Below are 20,001 nucleotides of genomic sequence, written 5' to 3' on the forward strand. Positions count from 1 at the left end.
AGAATATTGCAGCTGTCATGTCACTGACACATCATCGTCATCCGGGCTGGTTAGTGTGCGGCTAAAACACCCGGAGATAAGCCTGTGTTTACTGTTGAAAGTGTTTTAGACGACCTCAGCCCTGGCCATCAGACGCCATCGTGGCAGAAAAGCCTGCTGCGCCGCCTGCTGCGTGAAAAAGAGTTCCAGCAGTTCAATCAGCGAAATCGCCACCTGAAAGGGCTGGACATGGTGGAGCAGGTGCTGGAATACCTCGACGTCAGCTGCGAGCTGAGCGAGCGCGACCTGGAGCAAATCCCCAGTCACGGACCGGTGGTGATCGTCGCTAATCATCCGCTCGGTACCCTGGATGGCCTGGCGCTGCTGCACGCGGTGTCGCAGGTGCGGCGCGATGTGAAAATCGTCACTAACCGTCTGCTGAACTGTCTCGCATCCCTCAGCAGCCTGATGGTGCTGGTGGACAATATGGGCAACCGCACCAGCCGCCAGCAGGTCGAACAGATGCAGGAGCAGCTGGAAAGCCAGGGCGTGCTGATCTTCTTCCCGGCGGGGGAAGTGTCGCGCTTCGGCAGCAAGGGGGTAAAAGACAGCCCGTGGAGCCACGGCTTCCTGCGCATCGCCGCCCGCTACCGCGCACCGATCGTGCCGATCCACGTCAGCGGCCGCAACAGCGCGCTTTTCTACCTTACGTCAAAAATTTACCAGCCGCTGTCGATGCTGCTGCTGGTGCGCGAGATGTTCGTCAATCGCGGTGCGCGGTTAAAGCTCAAGGTGGGCAAGCGCATTCCCTTCGCCAGCTGGCACGATGGCCGTACCCCGGCGAAAGAGCTGGCGGCGCGCTTCCGGCGTCATCTCTACCGTATTGCGCAGGGCAAGTCTGCCCTGTTCCAGACCGAAGCGGCGATAGCGCGTGCGGAAGATCGGGCGGTGCTGAAACGCGCGCTGGCCGGATGTGAAGTGCTCGGCCAGCTGCCGGACGGCAAGATGATTTACCTTTATCGCCGCCACGGCGAAGACTATGTCCCGATCCTGCGCGAGCTAGGGCGGCTGCGGGAAATTGCCTTTCGCGCGGTGGGCGAGGGCAGCGGCACGCGGCGCGATCTTGACGATTACGACGACGATTATTACCACCTGATCCTGTGGGATGCAGAGGCGCTGGACATCGTCGGGGCCTATCGCTTTATCCCGACCGCCGAGCAGTTCGAGCGCAAAGGCTTTGAGGGGATCTACAGCCACAGCCTGTTTCACTATGACCACCAGATGAACCCCGTTCTGATGCAGGGGATCGAGCTGGGGCGCAGCTTTATTCAGCCGGCCTACTGGGGCAAACGCGGCCTCGACTATCTGTGGATGGGCATTGGTGCTTACCTGGCGAAATATCCGCAATACCGTTATCTGTTTGGCCCGGTGTCAATTTCCGGCGGTCTGCCGCTGGCAGCGCGCGACCTGCTGGTGGCATTCTATCGCCTCTACTTCGCGCCTGCGCTGCCGCTGGCTACCTCACGCCGCCCGTACCCGGCATCATTGCCGGACGTGCTGGCGCAGTTCAGCGGTGATGATTATGTTGAGGATCTCAAACGCCTGAAGCGCCTGCTGAGCAACCTCGGCACTGGCATCCCGCCGCTGTATAAGCAGTATTCCGAGCTGTGTGAAACCGGCGGGGTTCAGTTTATCGACTTCGGCAGCGACCCGGACTTTAACCACTGTATTGATGGGCTGGTGCTGGTGGACCTCACCCGCTTAAAAGAGAGCCGCTACCAGCGCTATATCGCGGTGCATCAGGGTTAGCAGCAAGGTTCAGCGTGTAGGGGTTGACTCGCTTTTCCGGTCAACCCGTCCCGCAGCATGCCCATTTCTGTGACACTCCTCTGAAATAAATTTTTTTATCCTACTGAATTAAATCATCTTTATTTGAACGTTACCTCTCGGTTAACGGTCAGGCTTTGCGCGTAATTGTTGCAGAGCCTCCGCAGGCGCAGACTTGTAGCCAGACTGAAGCACCCCGTAATGGGTGCGCTCACAGGAGGTTACCGCATGATATCCACCCCCTCTCCCCGCGTCTGGGATACGCGCCGCCGTGAAAAACAGCGCCGTATCGCCAGCCTCGGGCTGAATCACAAAGTCCTGCCCACCGACGATCTTATCCCTATGCTGGAAAAACTTATCGCGCCCGGCGATCGCGTGGTGCTGGAGGGTAATAACCAGAAGCAGGCGGATTTTCTCTCCCGCTCACTGGCCGAGGTTAACCCACAGAAAATCCATGACCTGCATATGATTATGCCGAGCGTGGGCCGCAGCGAACATCTTGATATCTTTGAAAAAGGTATTGCCCGTAAGCTCGACTTTTCATTCTCCGGCACGCAAAGCCTGCGCATTTCCCAGCTGCTGGAAGATGGCCTGTTAGAGATCGGCGCGATCCACACCTACATCGAACTCTACTCGCGGCTGTATGTCGATCTCGCGCCTAACGTGGCGCTGATCGCCGGATTCAAAGCCGACCGTAAGGGCAATTTGTATACCGGGCCGAGCACCGAAGACACTCCGGCACTGGTCGAGGCCGCCGCCTTCCATGACGGCATCGTCATAGCCCAGGTCAACGAACTGGTGGATGACGAATGCGACCTGCCGCGTGTCGATATTCCGGGGTCGTGGATCGACTTCGTGGTGGTGGCCGACAGGCCATTCTTTATTGAACCGCTGTTTACCCGCGATCCGCGCCTGATTAAGCAGGAACACGTGCTGATGGCGATGCTGGCGATCAAAGGCATCTATGCCGAGCATCAGGTGCAGTCGCTCAATCACGGTATCGGCTTTAACACCGCCGCCATTGAGCTGCTGCTGCCAACCTACGGCGAGCAGCTGGGGCTGAAGGGCAAAATCTGTCGTCACTGGACGCTAAACCCACACCCTACGCTGATCCCGGCGATCGAGAGTGGCTGGGTGGAAAGCGTGCACTGCTTCGGCGGCGAGCTGGGGATGGAAAACTACGTCGCCGCCCGCCCGGATGTGTTCTTCACCGGTGCCGATGGCTCGATGCGCTCTAATCGTGCTTTCTGCCAGATGGCCGGCCAGTACGCGGCGGATATGTTTATTGGCTCCACGTTGCAGATTGATGGGCTGGCTAACTCCTCGACGGTGACCAAAGGCCGCCTTTCCGGCTTTGGCGGCGCGCCCAATATGGGGCACGATCCGCACGGCCGCCGTCATGCCACGGCTGCCTGGCTGGCGATGATCAATGAACCCGACCCGCTGGCACGCGGCCGCAAGCTGGTGGTGCAGATGGTGGAAACCTTCCAGGCGGGGGCAAAACCGACCTTTGTCGAGAAGCTGGAAGCGGTGGATGTGGCGAAAGCCTCCGGCATGCCGCTGGCTCCGGTGATGATTTACGGCGACGACGTCACCCACGTGCTGACCGAAGAGGGCATTGCCTACCTCTATCGCGCCAAAACGCTGGAGGAGCGGCGGGCGATGGTGGCCGCGGTCGCGGGCATCACCGATATCGGCCTCGGCGCCGACGCGAAGCGCGTCGCGCAGCTCAGGCGCGAGGGCAAAGTGGCCTTCCCGGAAGATCTTGGCATTCGTCGCACGGATGCCAGCCGGTCGCTGCTGGCGGCGGGCAGCGTCGCCGATCTGGTTGAATGGTCCGGCGGCCTCTATCAGTCACCGGCAAAATTCAGGAGCTGGTAATGAACCTGCAGCGGCAGCTCGCCGCCTCCCCGGCTGAACATTTTGCGCAGCGGCTGGCCGACCTGGCCAGCGCCTGCCTGCTGGATGAAGCCCGGCTGACGCCTAAACCCGGCCTGGTGGACCAGCGCGGCAGCGGCGCACATCGTGACCTGACGTTGGCGCTGATGGAGCGCTCGGCCTTAAGCCTCCGCCCGACGTTTTATGCGCTGGCGCTGCACAGCTGGCAGCGCCCGGCGGATATTGCCCTGCGCCAGCGCGTCGGGCTGCTGGGGCGCGCAGGGGAAGCGCAGATGATGCAGGAAACGGGCGGGGTGAATACCCATCGCGGAGCGATCTGGGCGCTGGGACTGCTGGTCAGCGCGGCGGCGATGTGCGGCGGCATGGGGGATGTTCAGCAGATCGTCACCTGCGCCGCCGCACTGGCGCAGCTGCCGGATGATGCCGCACCGAAGCAGTTCAGCAAAGGGCAGCGTGCCAGCGCCCGCTATCAGGTACCGGGCGCGCGGGAAGAGGCGCAGCGCGGATTCCCGCACGTGATCCATCTTGCGCTGCCGCAGCTGTGGCACAGCCGCCAGCAGGGGGCCGATGACAGCGCAGCGCAGCTGGATGCCCTGATGGCGATCATGACCTCCCTGAGCGACACCTGTGTGCTGTCGCGTGCCGGGATGAACGGCCTGACGGAGATGCAGCAGGGCGCCCGTGCGGTGCTGGCAGCGGGGGGAAGCCATCAACCCGCCGGAAGGCAGGCGCTGGCGCAGCTGGATGCAAAAATGCTGGCGCTGAATGCCTCACCCGGAGGAGCGGCCGACCTGCTGTCCGCCGCACTGTTTCTTGACCGGGTGGTTTCGGGACGACCGGAAAAGAAGGTCGTCCCCTACAACGCCAGATGATTGCTGTAGGGGCGGACCCTCTTTTTCGGTCCGCCCGCAAAGGGAAAACACATTTTCAGAGGTTCTTATGCAACAGTTCACGTTTTCATTTCCGGCTTCGCGCCAGCTCAGCGGTAAAGCGCTCGCGGGCGTGGTTGGCTCCGGCGACATGGAGGTGCTGTACATCGCCAGGGATAGCGATCTCCTCCAGGTCGATGTCACCACCTCGGTAGATAACAGCGCTGCACGCTGGCAGGCGCTGTTTAATCGCCTGAGCAGCCTGGGCGCACTGCCCGCCGGGCAGATGACCATCCACGATTTTGGCGCCACGCCCGGCGTGGCGCGCATCCGCATTGAACAGGTATTTGAGGAGGTCGCCGATGCGTAACGACCGCAGTTTTATCGAGCTTAATGCCCGCCAGCGCGCACGACTGCTGCTGGATGAGGGCAGCTACCGCGAACTGCTCGACCCGTTTGACGGCGTCATGTCGCCGTGGCTTGCTGCGCAGGGCGTCGTGCCGCAGGCGGATGATGGCATGGTCGTGGCGAAGGGCACCATTGACGGCCAGCCCGCGGTCGCCATCGCCATCGAAGGGGCTTTCCAGGGCGGCAGCATGGGGGAAGTGTCCGGGGCCAAAATGGCAGCCGCGCTGGAACTGGCGGCAGAAGATAACCGTAACGGCACGCCAACCCGTGCGGTGCTGTGCTTTGAAACCGGCGGCGTGCGCCTGCAGGAAGCCAACCTCGGGCTGGCGGCGATTGCAGATATCCATGCGGCAATCGTCGACCTGCGCCGTTACACCCCGGTTATTGGCATCATCGCCGGGACCGTTGGCTGCTTTGGCGGCATGTCGATAGCCGCCGGGCTGTGCAGCACGCTGATCGCCACCCGCGAGGCACGCCTCGGGTTGAATGGTCCGCAGGTGATTGAGCAGGAGGCGGGGATCGACGAGTACGACTCCCGCGACCGGCCGTTTATCTGGAGCATGACCGGCGGCGAAGTGCGCGCGCGCAGCGGGCTGGTGGATACGCTGGTGGCGGATGGCCAGCAGGCAGTAAAGAACGCCATGCGCGCAGCGCTGGCAAAAGGCATTCCTGCGCAGCATCGTTCGCAGCGCTGGAAGGAGTATCTGCCGCGCCTGACGCAGTTTGACAGCCGCCAGCAGGCGGATGCGCAGCAGATTACACAGCTCTTTAGCAGGGAGGATTGAGGATGAAAAAAACCATCACACGCGGCGAAACCTGGCTGCAACAGCTCACCGCCGGTGCCAGCCGGCTGCCCGGGCTCTGCCCATCGGTACAGGCTGCGGATGGCGAGCTGAACGGCGAGGCTGCACGCTTTATCGCGGTGGTGCCGGATGCCGCTAACCACTATCCGCGAGCGGCGGGCGGTGAGGTCGGGCTGCTGGAGGGCTGGACGCTGGCGAAAGTGGTCAGTGAAGCGGTGCAGCAGGATGCGGGTAAAGCAGGCAAGCGGCTGATTATCGCCGTGATTGATGTGCCAAGCCAGGCCTACGGCCGCCGGGAAGAGGCTTTTGGCATACATCAGGCGCTGGCCGCCGCCGCCGGAGCCTATGCCGAAGCGCGTCTCGCCGGGCATATTGTCATCGGACTGATCGTCGGCAAGGCGATGTCCGGCGCCTTCCTCGCGCACGGCTATCAGGCCAACCGGCTGATTGCCTTTAACGACCCGGGCGTACAGATCCACGCCATGGGTAAAGAGGCTGCGGCGCGTATCACCCTGCGCAGCGTTGCGGCGCTGGAAAAACTGGCTCAGACCATTCCACCGATGGCCTACGACATCAAAAATTACCACTCGCTGGGGCTGCTGGAAGCGCTGCTGGATATCCGCCAGCCGGACGCGCCCGATGAGGCTGACCTCAAGCAGGTGCAGCAGGCACTGAACGATGCCGTGACGGCAGCCCGGCGCGATCCAGGTCTGCAGTGCCGTTTGCAGGCGGAGCATCGCCGCAGCTCGAAAGCGGTGCGTGAGAGAATGCGCGCGGCCTGGTGAACGGCCACCTGACGGCAATAAGTAACATAACTACCTGCAGGGCGGGAGCGGCACGCAAATAGCCCTCACTCCCGCCTGAAAAAAATAATAATTGTCGCGCCTGCGCGCGGCGTTAACTAACAGGTGATGCTATGACTTACGTTATTATCCATGCTCTTGCCCCTATTTTTGTCATCATGTTACTCGGCTTTTATGCGGGTAAAGCCGGAATGGTTGATAATAAAAACGTCGTGACGCTGAATATCTTTGTGATGGATTTCGCCCTGCCCGCGGCGCTATTTGGCGCGACCGTCCAGACGCCGTGGCAGGGTATTATTGCGCAGTCCCCGCTGATTGTGGTGCTGGCATTAACCATGTGGGCGACCTATGCCGCGATCTACTTTATTAGTACCCGATACTTTCATAAGTCACCGCAGGATGCGGCAGTGCTGACGCTCACCGTGGCACTGCCTAACTATGCCGCGCTGGGCCTGCCGATCCTCGGCAGCGTGCTGGGGCCCGGGCCCGCAACCTCACTGTCGGTGGCGGCATCGATTGCCTGCGGCTCGGTGCTGATGACGCCCTTCTGCCTGCTGATCCTCGAGCGTGAAAAAGCGCGTGCAGCGGGCCATAGTCAGCACGGCGGAATAGGGATGCTGCCACTGCTGATGTGGCGTTCCGTCACCAAACCGATAGTCTGGGGGCCGCTGCTTGGGGTTGTCTTGTCCGGGGTGCAGCTGAAAATGCCGGACCTGGTGCTGGCGGCGATCCATCCTCTCGGGCTGTCCGCGACGGCGGCAGCGCTGTTTCTGACCGGCGTTATTCTCTCTGCGCGCAAACTGAAGCTCAGCCGGATCGTGGTGATCTCCAGCCTTACCACCATGCTAATCGAACCCTTTATCGCATGGGGACTGGTGCTGTTGTTCGGGCTGCATGGGCGTGTTGCCGTGACCGGCATTCTGATGATTGCGCTGTCGGCGGGTTTCTTCGGCGTGGTATTTGGCAACCGTTTTGGCGTCTATTCGCCGGACGCGGAAGCCACGCTGCTGATCAGTTCGCTGTTATGTATTATTACCTTACCGCTATTTATTACGCTGACTGCAGGACTCTGATATGACTTATGCGCCCCACGACCTGGTCTGGATCCGCCACTCGCAGGCTTTGACGGGCGATCTGCCCGCCTGGGTCAGCAGCCAGTGGCGCAGCGCGCTGCCGCTGGTGGTGCGCCGCGACAGCGATGAGAACGGGCGTGTCCCGGTTGGCGTGCGCGGGCTGCGGCGCGAGGAGCGTGCGGCCGGTTGGGTGGCTGCCGCTGACATCGTGCAGGTACAAAACCCGGAAGCGTTCAGCAGCGTGGAGCGGCTGCTGGCCTCGCCGTTTGTTTCGCAGCAGCCGGTGCAGGCGGCGATCCAGCTGGCGCAGCAGCGCTGGTGGTGGCCCTGGGGCATTACCGGCAGCGTCGGTTATGCGCTGGCGACCGAAGTGCCGGTGCTGTCAGCGACCAGCGATCTCGACCTGCTGATCCGCTGCCCGCATCCGGCCGCGGAGACGGAGCTGCGGCGCTGGCAGGCGTTTGTCAGCCAGCTGCCGTGCCGGGTCGATACCCAGGTCGAAACGCCGTACGGTGCCTTTGCCCTCAATGAATGGCTGCGCGATGGTCAGGTCCTGCTGAAAACCAACCTTGGCCCGCGCCTCACCGCTCAGCCGTGGAGTAGCCCATGATGAAAGTGCTGTTCACCTTTCCCGGCCAGGGGCCGCAGCGCCCCGGCATGCTGCAACAGCTGCCGCAGGGGGATGCGCTGCTGGATCGCGCCAGTGAAGTATTGCATGAGGATGCCCGAGCGCTTGACAATGCACAGGCGCTGCAGCACACGCGGGCGGTGCAGTTGTGCCTGCTGATTACCGCAGTGGCGCATGCGCACGCGCTGCAGCGGCAGGGGGTGGAAGCGGATATCACCTGCGGCCTGTCGATCGGTGCGTTTCCGGCGGCGGTGGTTGCCGGGGCGCTGGCGTTTGACGATGCGCTGCGGCTGGTGTCGCTGCGCGGCGAGCTGATGGAGCAGGCTTATCCGCAGGGCTATGGCCTGACGGCAATTGTCGGGCTGGAGCAGCAGCAGCTGGAACCGCTGCTGGAGACGGGCTGTTATCTGGCGAATATCAACGCGCCGCAGCAGCTGGTAATTGCCGGTAGCGACGCGCTGATGGCGCAGGTAGCAGACAAAGCGCTGGCCGCCGGGGCGCAGAAAGTGCATCGGCTGGCGGTGAGTGTGCCTTCGCACTGCGCGCTAATGGCCGCTCCGGCGGCAGAGCTGGCGGCCGCCTTCAGCAGGCTAACCCTCCAGCGCCCGCGCTGTGCGTACCTTAGCGGCAGCAGCGCCCGGGTGCTGTGGCAGCCGCAGCAGATCGCCGACGATCTGGCGCAGAACATGGCGCGTACCGTGCGCTGGCATGAAGCCATGGTGGCGGCGAATGAGCGAGAAGTCGGGCTGGCGATTGAGATGCCGCCCGGCGCGGTGCTGACGGGGCTGACGCGCGGGCCGTTATCTCGTGGGGAGGCGATAGCGCTGGAGCAGGGCGGGCTGCTGCTGGCCCGCCGTCTGGTGGCGCGAATTAAGTCTTAGTTTGCTGACGCTGGCGGCTGTACATGCGGCCTTCCGCCACCAGCGCCAGCAGGTTGGGGTCATGCTCGCGGTTGCGCTCGAAGACAATCGCGATGTTCTGGCGCATCTGGTATGGCTCCGCCAGCGGCAGCAGCTGCACGGAATTTTCATACACTTTTTTCATCCTCCCCGGCAGCAGGGTATAGCCGACACCCGCCTGCACCAGGCTCAGCATGGAAAAAATATCGTTTACCCTGGTGACAATATCCGGCTCATATCCGGCAACGTTAAACGCCTCCTGAAAGCCCTGCCAGGTAGCAAATCCTTCCGCCAGCGAGACAAATTTCTGCTGGCGAAAATCGCGCAGATCAGCGGGAAAGCTGGTGTCCAGCCCGGAAGCGGCCGGAGCCGCCAGGAAGATATCGTCATCGAACAGCGGGAGTATTTCAAAGCGGCTGTAGTCGATCTCGCCGGGCGTAAGCGCAATCAGAATAGCATCAAGATAGCCATCCTCCAGCTTTGTGGTGAGCAGCTGATTCGACCCCATCGTCAGCTCCATTTCGAGGTCCGGGCGGCGCAGTTTCATCCCCATAATCAGCTTCGGAATGGTTTCCAGCGTCAGCGAGTAGAGCGTGCCAAGGCGAATATGCCCCTGGCCGATACCCGCCGCTTTACGCGTCTCCTCCACGCCGCGCGACAGGGTATCCAGCGCCTCCTGACTGTATTCCCACAGGGTTTGCGCCGCAGGCAGCGGCACCAGGTTGCGTCCCTGATGGATAAATAGCGGGCAGCGCACGCTCTCTTCCAGGCTGTGCAGGGCGCGGTGAACGCTGACGCTGCTGATCCCCAGCGCTTCTGCGGTGCGTGCCAGGTTGCCACGGCTCATGAAGGCAATGAAGATCTCCAGCTTACGAAAAGTGATATCCGAATCGATGTTCATAGTCGCCCGTGTAGGTAGAAGGTAAGAAACAGGTCAGAGTAAGCCGGCTATTTTAGTGCCGACGTCAGGGGGGTTCTTGACGCATCGTAGCGCAGTGCCTGTAACCAGCCATGACAACAGCAGCATAATTTTGATAAACAGACTTGATGTTGAAGCGCCGTTTTGTGCTAAAAGAGTCGCCGCTAAAGCATTTAACATCAATACAACCTAAACAACAATTAAATAACGTTAACATTATTGATGTTTTTGCCGTGGCTTAATTAAAATTTTCAATGGATTTCTATTTACAATTCATGCGCTAATCATCTTCCGCTGTTGCTGGTGAGTTCAGATACATCGCCTAGGCTAATCATTGAGTGGCTTATCCCGCCATTCTCTGAGGTCTATTTTAAGCTGATAAAAGGAAGCAGCGTATGAAGCCTATCTCACGTCGTAATTTTATGGCCTTTGCCGCCGGCGGCACCGTGGCCCTGGCAGCAGGCAGTGTCCATGCCCATGACAAAACCATTAATGCGCAGCCGTGGAGTGGAAAAATGGGCGGCACCGACCCGGGGCCGCATGACCCGATGCGCGAAGGGGAAAATCCGGATATCGTTAATCCCCCCGCTACCGACAACGGCACCTTGCCGAATCTGCGTTTCTCCTTTAGCGACGCCCATGTGCGCAAAGGCAGCGGCGGCTGGACGCGCCAGGTCACTCAGCGCGAGCTGGGGATCTCCACCACCATTGCCGGGGTGGACATGCGCCTCAACGCGGGCGGCATCCGCGAGCTGCACTGGCACAAAGAGGGGGAGTGGGCCTATATGACTTACGGCAGGGCGCGCATCACCGCGCTGGATACCGACGGTGGCTGGTTTGTGGATGACGTTGGCGTGGGTGACCTGTGGTACTTCCCGCCCGGTATGCCGCACTCAATTCAGGGGCTGGGGCCGGACGGCTGCGAGTTCCTGCTGGCCTTCGACGACGGTAATTTCGATGAGGACAGCACTTTCCTGCTCAGCGACTGGTTTAAGCATATTCCCCCGGAGGTGCTGGCGAAAAACTTCGGCGTGCCCGCCAGCACCTTCGACCGGCTGCCGTCGCCGTCTGATGAGTATATTTTTGCCGGCGAGGTTCCCGGCGCGCTGAGTGCGGATGCGATGAGTGGAGCAAAGCGCTCTACGCTGCAGTTCAGCCACCGCATGATGGCGCAGAAACCGATAACCCTGAAGGGCGGCACGGTGCGGATTACCGACTCCTCCACCTTTAAAATTTCCAAAACCATTGCCGCCGCGCTGGTCGAGCTGGAACCGGGCGCGATGCGCGAGCTGCACTGGCACCCGAACAACGACGAGTGGCAGTACTATCTTGAAGGGCAGGGGCGCATGGGGGTATTCGCCTCGTCCGGCCAGGCACGCACCTTTGATTTCCGTGCCGGCGACGTCGGCTATGTGCCGTTTGCCATGGGGCACTACATTGAGAATACCGGCGATAAGCCGCTGCGTTTCTTAGAGCTGTTCAAAAGCGATTACTATGCGGATCTGTCGCTCAATCAGTGGCTGGCGCTGACCCCGCCTGCGCTGGTGAAGCAGCACCTGCATCTGGACGACGCCTTTATGGCTGCGCTGAATAAAAGTAAAACTCCGATCGTCGACTAACCCCTGTTGCTCCAGGCGGGGCAAGCCCCGCCCGTCTCATTTCTCTGTTGCCGCGCACGCCTGGCGGGCGCTGAGAGCGGAGTAATCTGTATCGGAATATGAATTGTAATAAAAGCGTCATCGGGAGGGATTAGCCTGGCAAGCGGCAAGGTTTCTACTTAAAAAATAAGGATGGTTTATGCGCTTTCGTTTGACCTTACTGACCGCAGCGCTGCTGGTCAGCCCGCTTTCCCAGGCAAAAACAACTTCCCCCCTCCCTGACGTGGCCGCCATCGCTGACAGCGTGACCAACGCGAATGACAGTGCGGATTATCTGGCGCTGCAGAATCACGTGCAGAGCGCGCTGGTGGAGGCCATCAAAGGCCAGCACGAAAAGATTGAGCGCGGCCAGCTGGAAGAGGCGAAGCAGGGTAACGCGCTGGCCGATAAAGCGTGGCTGAAAGCCAGCGGCTACGACTTTGGCAAAAAGGACAATCAGCAGGCGGGCATTGCGCTGCTTAGCGCCTTCAGCGCGCTGCCGCAAGACACGCTGAAGCAGAGCCTGGAGACGGTAGAGAGCATCAACCTGAATGCCAGCGCCACGCTGCGCCAGCAGGCGCTGATCGATGCTGAAGGGCAGAACTATCTCTACTTTCTCGCCGATGCGCTGGGGCCGCGCCTCGGTCAGGCCTTCGTCAACGCCTATAACAAAGGCGAGCTGGGCAAAGCTGCCGCGCTGATTAAAGCCAGCGAAGTCAGCACCGGCGAGGCAAAAAAGCACTTCGACTATAAGCGCCCGTTCCTGATCCCGGGCAACACCATTCACCTGGTACCGGACAGCGCGGTGGTGAAAGACAATCAGCCCTACACCGCCGACGGGGGATCGTTCCCCAGCGGCCATACCAACACCGGCTATACCGATGCGCTGCTGATGGCGCAGATGGTGCCGGAGCGCTTTGTGCCGCTGATCGACCGCGGGGCGCGCTACGGCTATTCGCGTATCGTACTCGGCGTGCATTATCCGCTGGATGTGATGGGGTCACGCATGGTGGCGCAGCGCAACGTGGCGCACTACCTGAACGATGCGGCGTATCGTAAATTGTTTGATGAGGCGAAGCAGCAGCTGCGCGATGCGCTGGAGAAAGAGTGCGGCATGTCGCTGAAGGCCTGCGCGCAGGTGCCGCTGAAGGCGGATCCGTACGCGGCGCAGCCGATGCAGACCTTCTATCGCTTCACGATGACATACAACCTGCCCGCGCAGCCGGTGAAAGCCGCGCCAGTTGTGGTGCCGCAGGGGGCGGAAGTGCTGCTGGAAGCGCCGCTGCCAAACCTGAGCGCCGCCCAGCGCCGCCAGCTGCTGGCCCGCACTGCGCTGGCGAACGGCTATCCGCTTTCCGGCAATGCCGACCAGAGCTTCTGGCAGCGGGTGAATCTGCACGATGCGGTAAGCGCGGGCAGGCGTTAATCCCGGGGTAAATACATGGGGCGGACATGCCCGCCCCCTACGCCATTCAATCGTAGGGGCCAGGCATGCCTGGCCCGTAGTAAATCCATCACGGCATTGCCGGGTACACGCCCGGTCCAATCGGCAGGCCCAGCGCATACCACGCCAGCAGCAGTGCAATCCACACGGCGAAAAACACCAGCGGGTACGGCACGATCAGCGTGTAGTAAGTGCCGAGCTGCGCATCTTTGCGGTAGCGCTGCAGGAAGCCGAGGAACAGCGGCAGGAAAGGGGACATTGGCGACAGCGGCAGCACGGCGGAGTCGGCGATGCGGAAAATCATCTGTGCAAAAGCCGGATGGAAGCCAAGCAGCATAAACATCGGTACGAAAATCGGCGCGAGAATCGACCAGATAGCCGAACCGCTGGCGATAAACATGCACAGAAATGCCGACAGGAACATCAGGCCGACAAACGCCGGGGCGCCGGTCATCGCCAGCTGCTCCAGCAGGTCGGTCAGCCCGACCGCCATAAACGTTCCCATGTTGCTCCAGTTAAACATGGCGACAAACTGGGCCAGCGGAAACACCATCACGATAAATCCGGCCATACTCTTCATCGGCTCAATTAACAGGGCGGGCACGTCGTCCGGGCGTTTAATCTGCTTCGTCGCCACGCCGTAGGTAATCGCCACCACAAAGAAGAACAGAATAATCAGCGGTACGATGCCTTTGATAAACGGCGAGGGAATGATCGAACCGCTGGCCGGATCGCGCAGCATCGAGCCTTCCGGCACCACCATCAGCGCGACCAGACCAATAAACACCGCGGCGGCAATCGCACTCATCAGCAGGCCGCGGTTCTGCAACGGCGTCAGGCTGGCGAGCTTCTCCTCACTGCTGCCCTGCCACGCGGGCAGGCGCGGCTCGACAAATTTATCGGTCAGCAGCCCGCCGGCAATCGTCAGTACCACCACCGAACTTGCCATAAAGAACCAGTTGTCCACTACGCTGACGTGCACCGTATCGCTGATGGCTTTCGCTGCCTCGCTGCTGATGCCGGAGAGCAGCACGTCGGTGGTAACAATCAGCAGGTTAGCGGTAAAGCCGGAAGCCACTCCGGCAATCGCCGCCAGCAGCCCGGCGACCGGGTGGCGGCCGACGGCGATAAACATCAGCGCGCCGAGCGGCGGCATCACCACCAGCGCGGCATCGGACGAGATATGGCTGAAGAAGGCGATAAACAGCACCATATAGCTGGCGTAGCGGGCGCTGACAAACGAGGCCATCTTATTCATCAGCGCCTGCAGCAGTCCGGTGCGCTCGGCTAAACCTGCCCCGATCATCAGGGCAAGGATTGAGCCAAGCGGGGCAAAGCCGCTGAAGTTCTTGATGATATTCGGCAGGATCCACTGAATGCCCGCCACGCTCAGCAGGTTCTTTACCTCGACCATTTTGCCGCTGGCCGGGTTTTTCACCGCTACGCCAAACCAGGAGAGCAGCGCGGTCGACACCATCAGCACCGCGATCAGGTAAACAAATAACAGAAACGGATTGGGCACTTTGTTGCCGATGCGCTCAATCCAGTAAAAGATTTTTCCCGGGCTTTTGTTGGCCGCTGTGGTTTCGCTCATGGATCATCCTTAGCCTTGTCGTCGTTACGGTGTTGTTTGCGTTTTTTGGTTTTTTTTACGGGGCCGGGATCGAGCCAGGCCTCCGGGTGGTGCTTGATGCGTTATGCCAGCGGCGTCGGTTTTACTCCGGCCGGAATAGGGCAGTGATAGGGCTGTTTTGCCCGCTGCTGGCGAAACTCCTGCTGCGCCTCTGCCAGCAGCTGCGCATCGCTGAACAGGGCCAGCGCGGTCGCTGCCAGCGTTTTACTTGCAAGAGACATGCCTTTATGGGCAATCGACGTGCGTCCCTGGGCGACCAGCTGCCAGCTGTGCAGCGCGGTGCCGAAGGCAAAGCAAGGGGTGAAACACTGCGCGGTTGGCGCCACCCAGCTGACGTCGCCAACGTCGGTGGAGCCGTAAAGTACCTCCTCGCTGGCGCAGTAGGGCGCCACGCTGTCCATCAGCACGCGGTCCCCCAACTCCTCAACCCATTTACGGCCTGCATCCCCCCCGGTACGCGCGGCGTTAAGGCCCGCGTTGCGCAGATCGTCCGCGCTCAGCGTCTGGCGGATCTCGCTGGCAAACTGGCGCTCAGCGTGGCTGTATTCGGGCAGGCCGAAGTGGCTGAGCTGGCGATACATCAGCCGTTCCAGCGTCCGATTGGGCTGATAGTTAGAGCAGGCTTTTTCAAAGCGCAGCGTCATTTCCGTGCCGGTCATCAGCGCTGCACCGCGCGCAATATCGGTCAGCCGCTGGTAAATATCCTGCAGCTGGTCGAGCTGCGGGGCGCGCACCAGGTAGAGCACTTCCGCCTCCGCCTGCACCACATTGGGGGAACTGCCCCCGCTGTTGGTCACCGCATAGTGCAGCCGCGCTTCAGGAATAATGTGTTCGCGCAGGAAGTTAGCGCCGGTGTTCATTAATGTGACGGCGTCCAGTGCGCTGCGCCCGAGATGCGGGGCGTTGGCGGCGTGGGAGGCGACGCCGCTGAAGTGGAAAGCCGCCTGGATATTGGCGAGGGTGGCGGTATTAAACATGCCGCTAAACCCTTCCGGATGCCAGGTGAGCGCGGCGTCGACGTCGTCAAACAGCCCTTCGCGCACCATAAAGGTTTTACCGGAACCGCCCTCTTCGCCCGGGCAGCCGTAAAAGCGGAGGGTGCCCTTAGTGCCATGTTGTTGTAACCAGGCTTTGAGCGCGCAGGCGGCGGCCAGCGCGGCGGTGCCGAGCAGGTTATGCCCGCAGCCGTGCCCGTTGCCGTCGGCCACCAGCGGCGTGCGCGTGCTGCTTCCCGCCTGCTGGCTCAGGCCGGCCAGCGCGTCATATTCGCCCAGCAGGGCAATCACCGGCTGGCCGCTGCCGTAGCTGGCAATAAATGCCGTTTCGATACCGCCCGCCGCCCGCTCAATGCGAAAACCCTCCTGTTCCAGCGCGCCGGACAGCAGCCCGGCGGCGAAGGTTTCCGTAAAGCGCGTTTCCGGCTGGTCCCAGATGGCGTCACTTAAGGCGGTAAAGCGCGCCTGATGCTGGTCGATATAGCGGGCGACAAAGTCATTCATCTCAGGGTTCATGCGGACTCCGGCTCAAACTGTTCAATATTGAAGGCAATTGCCGCGAGGGTCTTCACCGCCACGGCCATCACCTGCTCGTTGAAGTCGAATTTTTCGTTGTGATGCCCGGCGCTCAGCTCGGTGCCGAAAATAATGTAGGAGGCCTGGCCGCCGCGCTGTTTTACCCGCTCCATCATGTAGGTGGCATCTTCCGAACCGGCGGCCGCACCGCGCGTGTCCACCAGCGAGGTCAGCTCGGGAATATGCCGCGCCTGGCGGCGGATATAGCGTACCCACGGCGCGGTCGGCTGGCTGCTGCGCGCCGCACCCATCAGCGTCACCTGATGTTCCACACCGTACATCGCGGCGGCACCGGCCAGGGTTTGCAGGGCGCGCTGATAGATAAAGTCGTTGATTTCGTTGGTGGCACCGCGGGTTTCCACCTTCATCATCGCGCGGTCGGCCACGACGTTGCGCCCGGTGCCCGCCTGCAACACGCCAACGTTGACGCGGGCGCTGCCGCCGCTGTGCTGAGTCAGGGTATGCAGCGCCAGCGCGGCCTGCGCGGCGGCCAGCAGGGCGTTGCTGCCCTCTTCCGGGCGCGCTCCGGCATGGGCGGCATTGCCGCGAAAGCTAACGTCGAGCTTAGTGGTGGCCATAAAGTTATCGCTGCCGCACACCAGCTCCCCGGCGGGCACCCCGGTGCCGATGTGAATAGCGGTAAAGAAGTCGACATCGTCGACCACCCCCGCTGCAACCATCGATTTCGCGCCGCGCGTGCCCTCTTCGGCAGGCTGGAAAATCAGCTTAATTGTGCCGCACAGCTCCCCGGCGAACTGTTTCAGCACCGCCGCGAGCCCGAGTCCGATGGTGGTATGGCCGTCGTGGCCGCAGGCGTGCATCATGCCTGGATTAATAGAGCCGAAGCCCTCGGCGTGCGGGCGGTGCTCCGCGCTCTGGTTCTCAACCACGTCGAGCGCATCCATATCGACGCGAAATGCCATCACCGGACCGGGCCGGCCGGTTGCCAGCGTGGCGACAATCGCGCAGAAGCCGCCGGAGAAGTGCGGCAGCCATTCGGGCAGCGCCCCCTGTTCAAGCGCGCGCTGTTCGTGTTGAGCCAGCACGTGCGCGGGGGGCAGCCCCATGCGCGCTTCGGCGTTGACCACCTCTTTGCCGAGCTGCAGCGCGTAGCCAAGACGATGCAGTTCAGCGGCGACCAGCGTGGCGGTGCGGAACTCCAGCCAGCCGGATTCGGCAAATTTATGCAGGTCGCGGCGCTGCGCCTGCAGGCGTGGCGCAATCTCTTTCACAAAGTCAGCAATAGCCTGGTGCATCGGTTCATCCTTCTGAATTGGGCTTAATTTTTTCAGGGGTTCACCTTCTGTTCTACACAATGGATCCCGCAGGCAGAAGATGCCAATATCTTGTGATTGATAATCAACAGTTATCACAAAACGGAGATCCGATGCCCGCATCCATCAAGCTGCACCAGCTACGCGCCTTTGTTGATGTGGCGCGCCACGGCAGTATTCGCGCCGCCAGCCGCGCCGCAGGCCTGTCTCAGCCCGCTTTAACAAAATCGATTCAGGAACTGGAGGAGGTGCTCGGCGCACGGCTTTTTATACGCCGTCGTCAGGGCGTGGCGCTCACCGAAATCGGTGATAACTTTTTCCAACATGCGAGCCTGATCATAGAAGAGCTGCGCGTCGCGCAGGAGGATATCCAGCAGCGCCTGGGGCTGGCGGGCGGCACGGTCAATATCGGGGTGGGCGGCAGCATTGCACGCACCCTGATGCCGCAGGTGATCACCCAGTTCCGGCGTCAGTTTCCCAACGTGAAGATCCGCATCGTTGAAGGGCAGCTGGTCTCGATGATCCCCGAACTGCGCCAGGGCGAGCTGGATTTCACCATTAACACTTCCTATCCCGGCCACCTGGACAGCGAGCTGAGCTATGAACGGCTGATGGAGCGTGAATACCGCGTCGTGGTACGCAAGGGGCACCCGTGCCAGCACGCGACTTCGCTGGCGGAGCTGCAGCACTGCGACTGGACCATGCCAACGCCGCGCGGTAGCTACTACCGTCTGCTGCACGATCTGCTGCACGATATGGGCATGGCCCCGGCCATCAGCGTTACCTGCGAAACCTTTATGGCCTGCACCAGCCTGATTGCGCAGAGTGACTTTGTCAGTATTCTCTCCAGCGATGTGATTGGCGATCCTATTCTGGGCAATCAGCTGGTAGCGCTAAATATCAAAGAGCAGCTGCCTAATGCCACCTTCTATTTAATTCAGCGGAAGGACACTACGCTAACGCCAATGGGGGCCGAGCTGGCGCGTTTATTTCGCATTTATTGCGGAAAATCGGTTAAATAATGGTTTAAGCACTAAAGATCACGACGATGATCTAATTGATATTTTATACGTCTCCATTCGCGGATTTCTTATCAGAATTTATTAACAGCAATGGAGCGATATTTTGCAATATACAAGGATGTTACTGGGCGCGAGCGCGCTGATGGCTTTAGTTCCGGCCTCTCATGCGGAAGTGACGCTGTTAAAGAAGCAGGCTTTTGATATTGGCTGGCTCGATCCGTTAAGCCTGCAAATTGGCGGCAGTATCCGCCCGGAATTTATCTGGAACCGCGGGCCGGATAATCATAATGGTCATGATGGCGGCACGCGTTTACGCTTCAGCAGTGATTATGCCCTGACGTCAGACACCTCCATTATTGCCTATTACGAATGGGGTATTGATACCGCACATATGCTCGGTTTGAAAAATCATTACGATCACGATGGCAACTGGGACAAGCAGCGCCAGCTGTATGGCGGTATCAAAGACGATCGCTTCGGCACGCTGACATTCGGCCATCAGTACGGCGTTTATTATGAGACCGTCGGGGTAAAAAGTGACGTCTGGGATAATGACGGTCATGCGGCGGCGGATGGCAGCGGGGTGGCTGGGGACTACGACGGTGGCAACCGCCCCAAAAATAGCATCCACTACACCAACACCTTTGGCGACCTGACGCTGTATACCGCCTGGCTGCTGCCGCAGGATGATCTGGTGCTCGGCGGCAACAAATATTACCGTCGCGATCGCGGCGCGGCGATTGGCTTCGATTATCAGCTGGATAAAGATCTGACGCTCAGCGCGGCGTGGGATCAGACCAAAGCAACGATAAAACATGGCAACGGCACGCAAACCAGCTATCAGCAGCACTATTCCGGCATGGCGTTAACCTGGCAGCCAAATAACTGGTATCTGGCGGCGACCGCGACCTATTACCGTCATTTCCTGCCTAATCAGCACGCCGAGCGCACCGATCGCTATCTGGCCGGGGATGGTTACGGGCTGGAGGCGTTTGGCGGCTACACCTTCAAGATTAACAAACCCGGCCTACAATCGATTCAACCCTATGTGGCGGTGGACAGTCTGCGCCTGAAAAGCGATGAAAACTACCATGCGAATCACACCTATGTTGGGATGGGGGCCGATATCGGATGGGGCTTCAGCGTTTACCTGGAGCGGACGTTCACCGCCAGCAGTGACAACGATCCCGATGAAACCTGGCTGTCGTTTTACTATAATTTCTAAGCAGTTCCAGCAGAGAGTGGAGAAAATTTCATCTCAGCATTGGCGAATTTTCATTCGCCAATGCATGACCAAAGCGCTAGATTAATCC

At 60.6% G+C, this 20,001-nt stretch carries 17 protein-coding genes; 13 read left to right on the forward strand and 4 right to left on the reverse strand.

All coding sequences use genetic code 11. The annotated features are described in order from the left end of the window. The first annotated feature begins 84 nt into the window (after window positions 1–84). The 9 genes from ID864_RS11540 (at window position 85) to mdcH (ending at window position 9,170) form a co-directional block, all read left to right on the forward strand. Window positions 85–1,788, forward strand: coding sequence for a lysophospholipid acyltransferase family protein (locus tag ID864_RS11540; RefSeq protein WP_187498614.1), 1,704 nt, complete (start codon window positions 85–87; stop codon window positions 1,786–1,788). Between the two features lie 246 nt (window positions 1,789–2,034). Then, a complete protein-coding gene (gene mdcA / locus ID864_RS11545) occupies window positions 2,035–3,687 on the forward strand; it encodes a malonate decarboxylase subunit alpha (protein WP_191149858.1) in 1,653 nt (550 codons plus the stop codon). Further along, complete coding sequence (locus tag ID864_RS11550; protein WP_191149859.1) at window positions 3,687–4,577, forward strand: triphosphoribosyl-dephospho-CoA synthase; 891 nt, start codon at window positions 3,687–3,689, stop codon at window positions 4,575–4,577. The genes mdcA and ID864_RS11550 overlap by 1 nt, the downstream gene beginning before the upstream one ends. A gap of 67 nt (window positions 4,578–4,644) precedes the next feature. Then, a complete protein-coding gene (mdcC, locus tag ID864_RS11555; protein WP_187496976.1) occupies window positions 4,645–4,944 on the forward strand; it encodes a malonate decarboxylase acyl carrier protein in 300 nt (99 codons plus the stop codon). Beyond that, on the forward strand, window positions 4,937–5,767 hold the full coding sequence (locus ID864_RS11560) for a biotin-independent malonate decarboxylase subunit beta (protein WP_191149860.1): 831 nt from the start codon (window positions 4,937–4,939) through the stop codon (window positions 5,765–5,767). The genes mdcC and ID864_RS11560 overlap by 8 nt, the downstream gene beginning before the upstream one ends. 2 nt (window positions 5,768–5,769) lie before the next feature. Next, window positions 5,770–6,570, forward strand: coding sequence for a biotin-independent malonate decarboxylase subunit gamma (mdcE, locus tag ID864_RS11565; RefSeq protein WP_048914629.1), 801 nt, complete (start codon window positions 5,770–5,772; stop codon window positions 6,568–6,570). A gap of 131 nt (window positions 6,571–6,701) precedes the next feature. Continuing rightward, the gene (locus ID864_RS11570) at window positions 6,702–7,661 is read left to right on the forward strand and encodes an AEC family transporter (protein ID WP_099754841.1); all 960 of its coding nucleotides are present in this window, start codon (window positions 6,702–6,704) and stop codon (window positions 7,659–7,661) included. A gap of 1 nt (window position 7,662) precedes the next feature. After that, the gene (locus ID864_RS11575) at window positions 7,663–8,271 is read left to right on the forward strand and encodes a malonate decarboxylase holo-ACP synthase (RefSeq protein WP_048914631.1); all 609 of its coding nucleotides are present in this window, start codon (window positions 7,663–7,665) and stop codon (window positions 8,269–8,271) included. Then, window positions 8,271–9,170 (forward strand): malonate decarboxylase subunit epsilon, encoded by a 900-nt coding sequence (gene mdcH, locus ID864_RS11580; RefSeq protein ID WP_048914640.1) that lies wholly within the window; start codon window positions 8,271–8,273, stop codon window positions 9,168–9,170. The genes ID864_RS11575 and mdcH overlap by 1 nt, the downstream gene beginning before the upstream one ends. Here mdcH and ID864_RS11585 read toward each other — a convergent pair. Then, the gene (locus ID864_RS11585; protein ID WP_048914632.1) at window positions 9,160–10,089 is read right to left on the reverse strand and encodes a LysR family transcriptional regulator; all 930 of its coding nucleotides are present in this window, start codon (window positions 10,087–10,089) and stop codon (window positions 9,160–9,162) included. The two genes, mdcH and ID864_RS11585, sit on opposite strands and share 11 nt — an antisense overlap. Window positions 10,090–10,502: 413 nt before the next feature. Between ID864_RS11585 and ID864_RS11590 the strand changes: the two genes are divergently transcribed. Together ID864_RS11590 and ID864_RS11595 are read left to right on the forward strand one after the other, a co-directional pair. Then, complete coding sequence (locus ID864_RS11590) at window positions 10,503–11,726, forward strand: oxalate decarboxylase family bicupin (protein ID WP_048914633.1); 1,224 nt, start codon at window positions 10,503–10,505, stop codon at window positions 11,724–11,726. A gap of 178 nt (window positions 11,727–11,904) precedes the next feature. Continuing rightward, the gene (locus ID864_RS11595) at window positions 11,905–13,170 is read left to right on the forward strand and encodes an acid phosphatase (RefSeq protein WP_048914634.1); all 1,266 of its coding nucleotides are present in this window, start codon (window positions 11,905–11,907) and stop codon (window positions 13,168–13,170) included. A gap of 88 nt (window positions 13,171–13,258) precedes the next feature. Here ID864_RS11595 and abgT read toward each other — a convergent pair whose 3' ends face one another. The 3 genes from abgT to ID864_RS11610 form a co-directional block, all read right to left on the reverse strand. Further along, complete coding sequence (abgT, locus tag ID864_RS11600; RefSeq protein ID WP_048914635.1) at window positions 13,259–14,782, reverse strand: p-aminobenzoyl-glutamate transporter; 1,524 nt, start codon at window positions 14,780–14,782, stop codon at window positions 13,259–13,261. A gap of 101 nt (window positions 14,783–14,883) precedes the next feature. Further along, window positions 14,884–16,332, reverse strand: coding sequence for a M20 family metallopeptidase (locus ID864_RS11605; RefSeq protein ID WP_048914636.1), 1,449 nt, complete (start codon window positions 16,330–16,332; stop codon window positions 14,884–14,886). Next, window positions 16,329–17,648, reverse strand: a complete 1,320-nt coding sequence (locus ID864_RS11610; RefSeq protein WP_048914637.1) for an amidohydrolase — start codon at window positions 17,646–17,648, stop codon at window positions 16,329–16,331. Before ID864_RS11610 ends, ID864_RS11605 begins: the two co-directional genes overlap by 4 nt. 131 nt (window positions 17,649–17,779) lie before the next feature. On the opposite strand from ID864_RS11610, the gene ID864_RS11615 reads away from it, so the two are divergent. Further along, on the forward strand, window positions 17,780–18,688 hold the full coding sequence (locus ID864_RS11615; protein WP_048914638.1) for a LysR family transcriptional regulator: 909 nt from the start codon (window positions 17,780–17,782) through the stop codon (window positions 18,686–18,688). Window positions 18,689–18,830: 142 nt separating this feature from the next. Then, window positions 18,831–19,913: a porin gene (locus ID864_RS11620; RefSeq protein WP_230049647.1), complete on the forward strand. Its 1,083-nt coding sequence runs from the start codon at window positions 18,831–18,833 to the stop codon at window positions 19,911–19,913. The last annotated feature ends 88 nt before the right edge of the window (window positions 19,914–20,001 follow it).

Source organism: Erwinia aphidicola (assembly GCF_014773485.1).
Lineage (GTDB): Bacteria > Pseudomonadota > Gammaproteobacteria > Enterobacterales > Enterobacteriaceae > Erwinia > Erwinia aphidicola.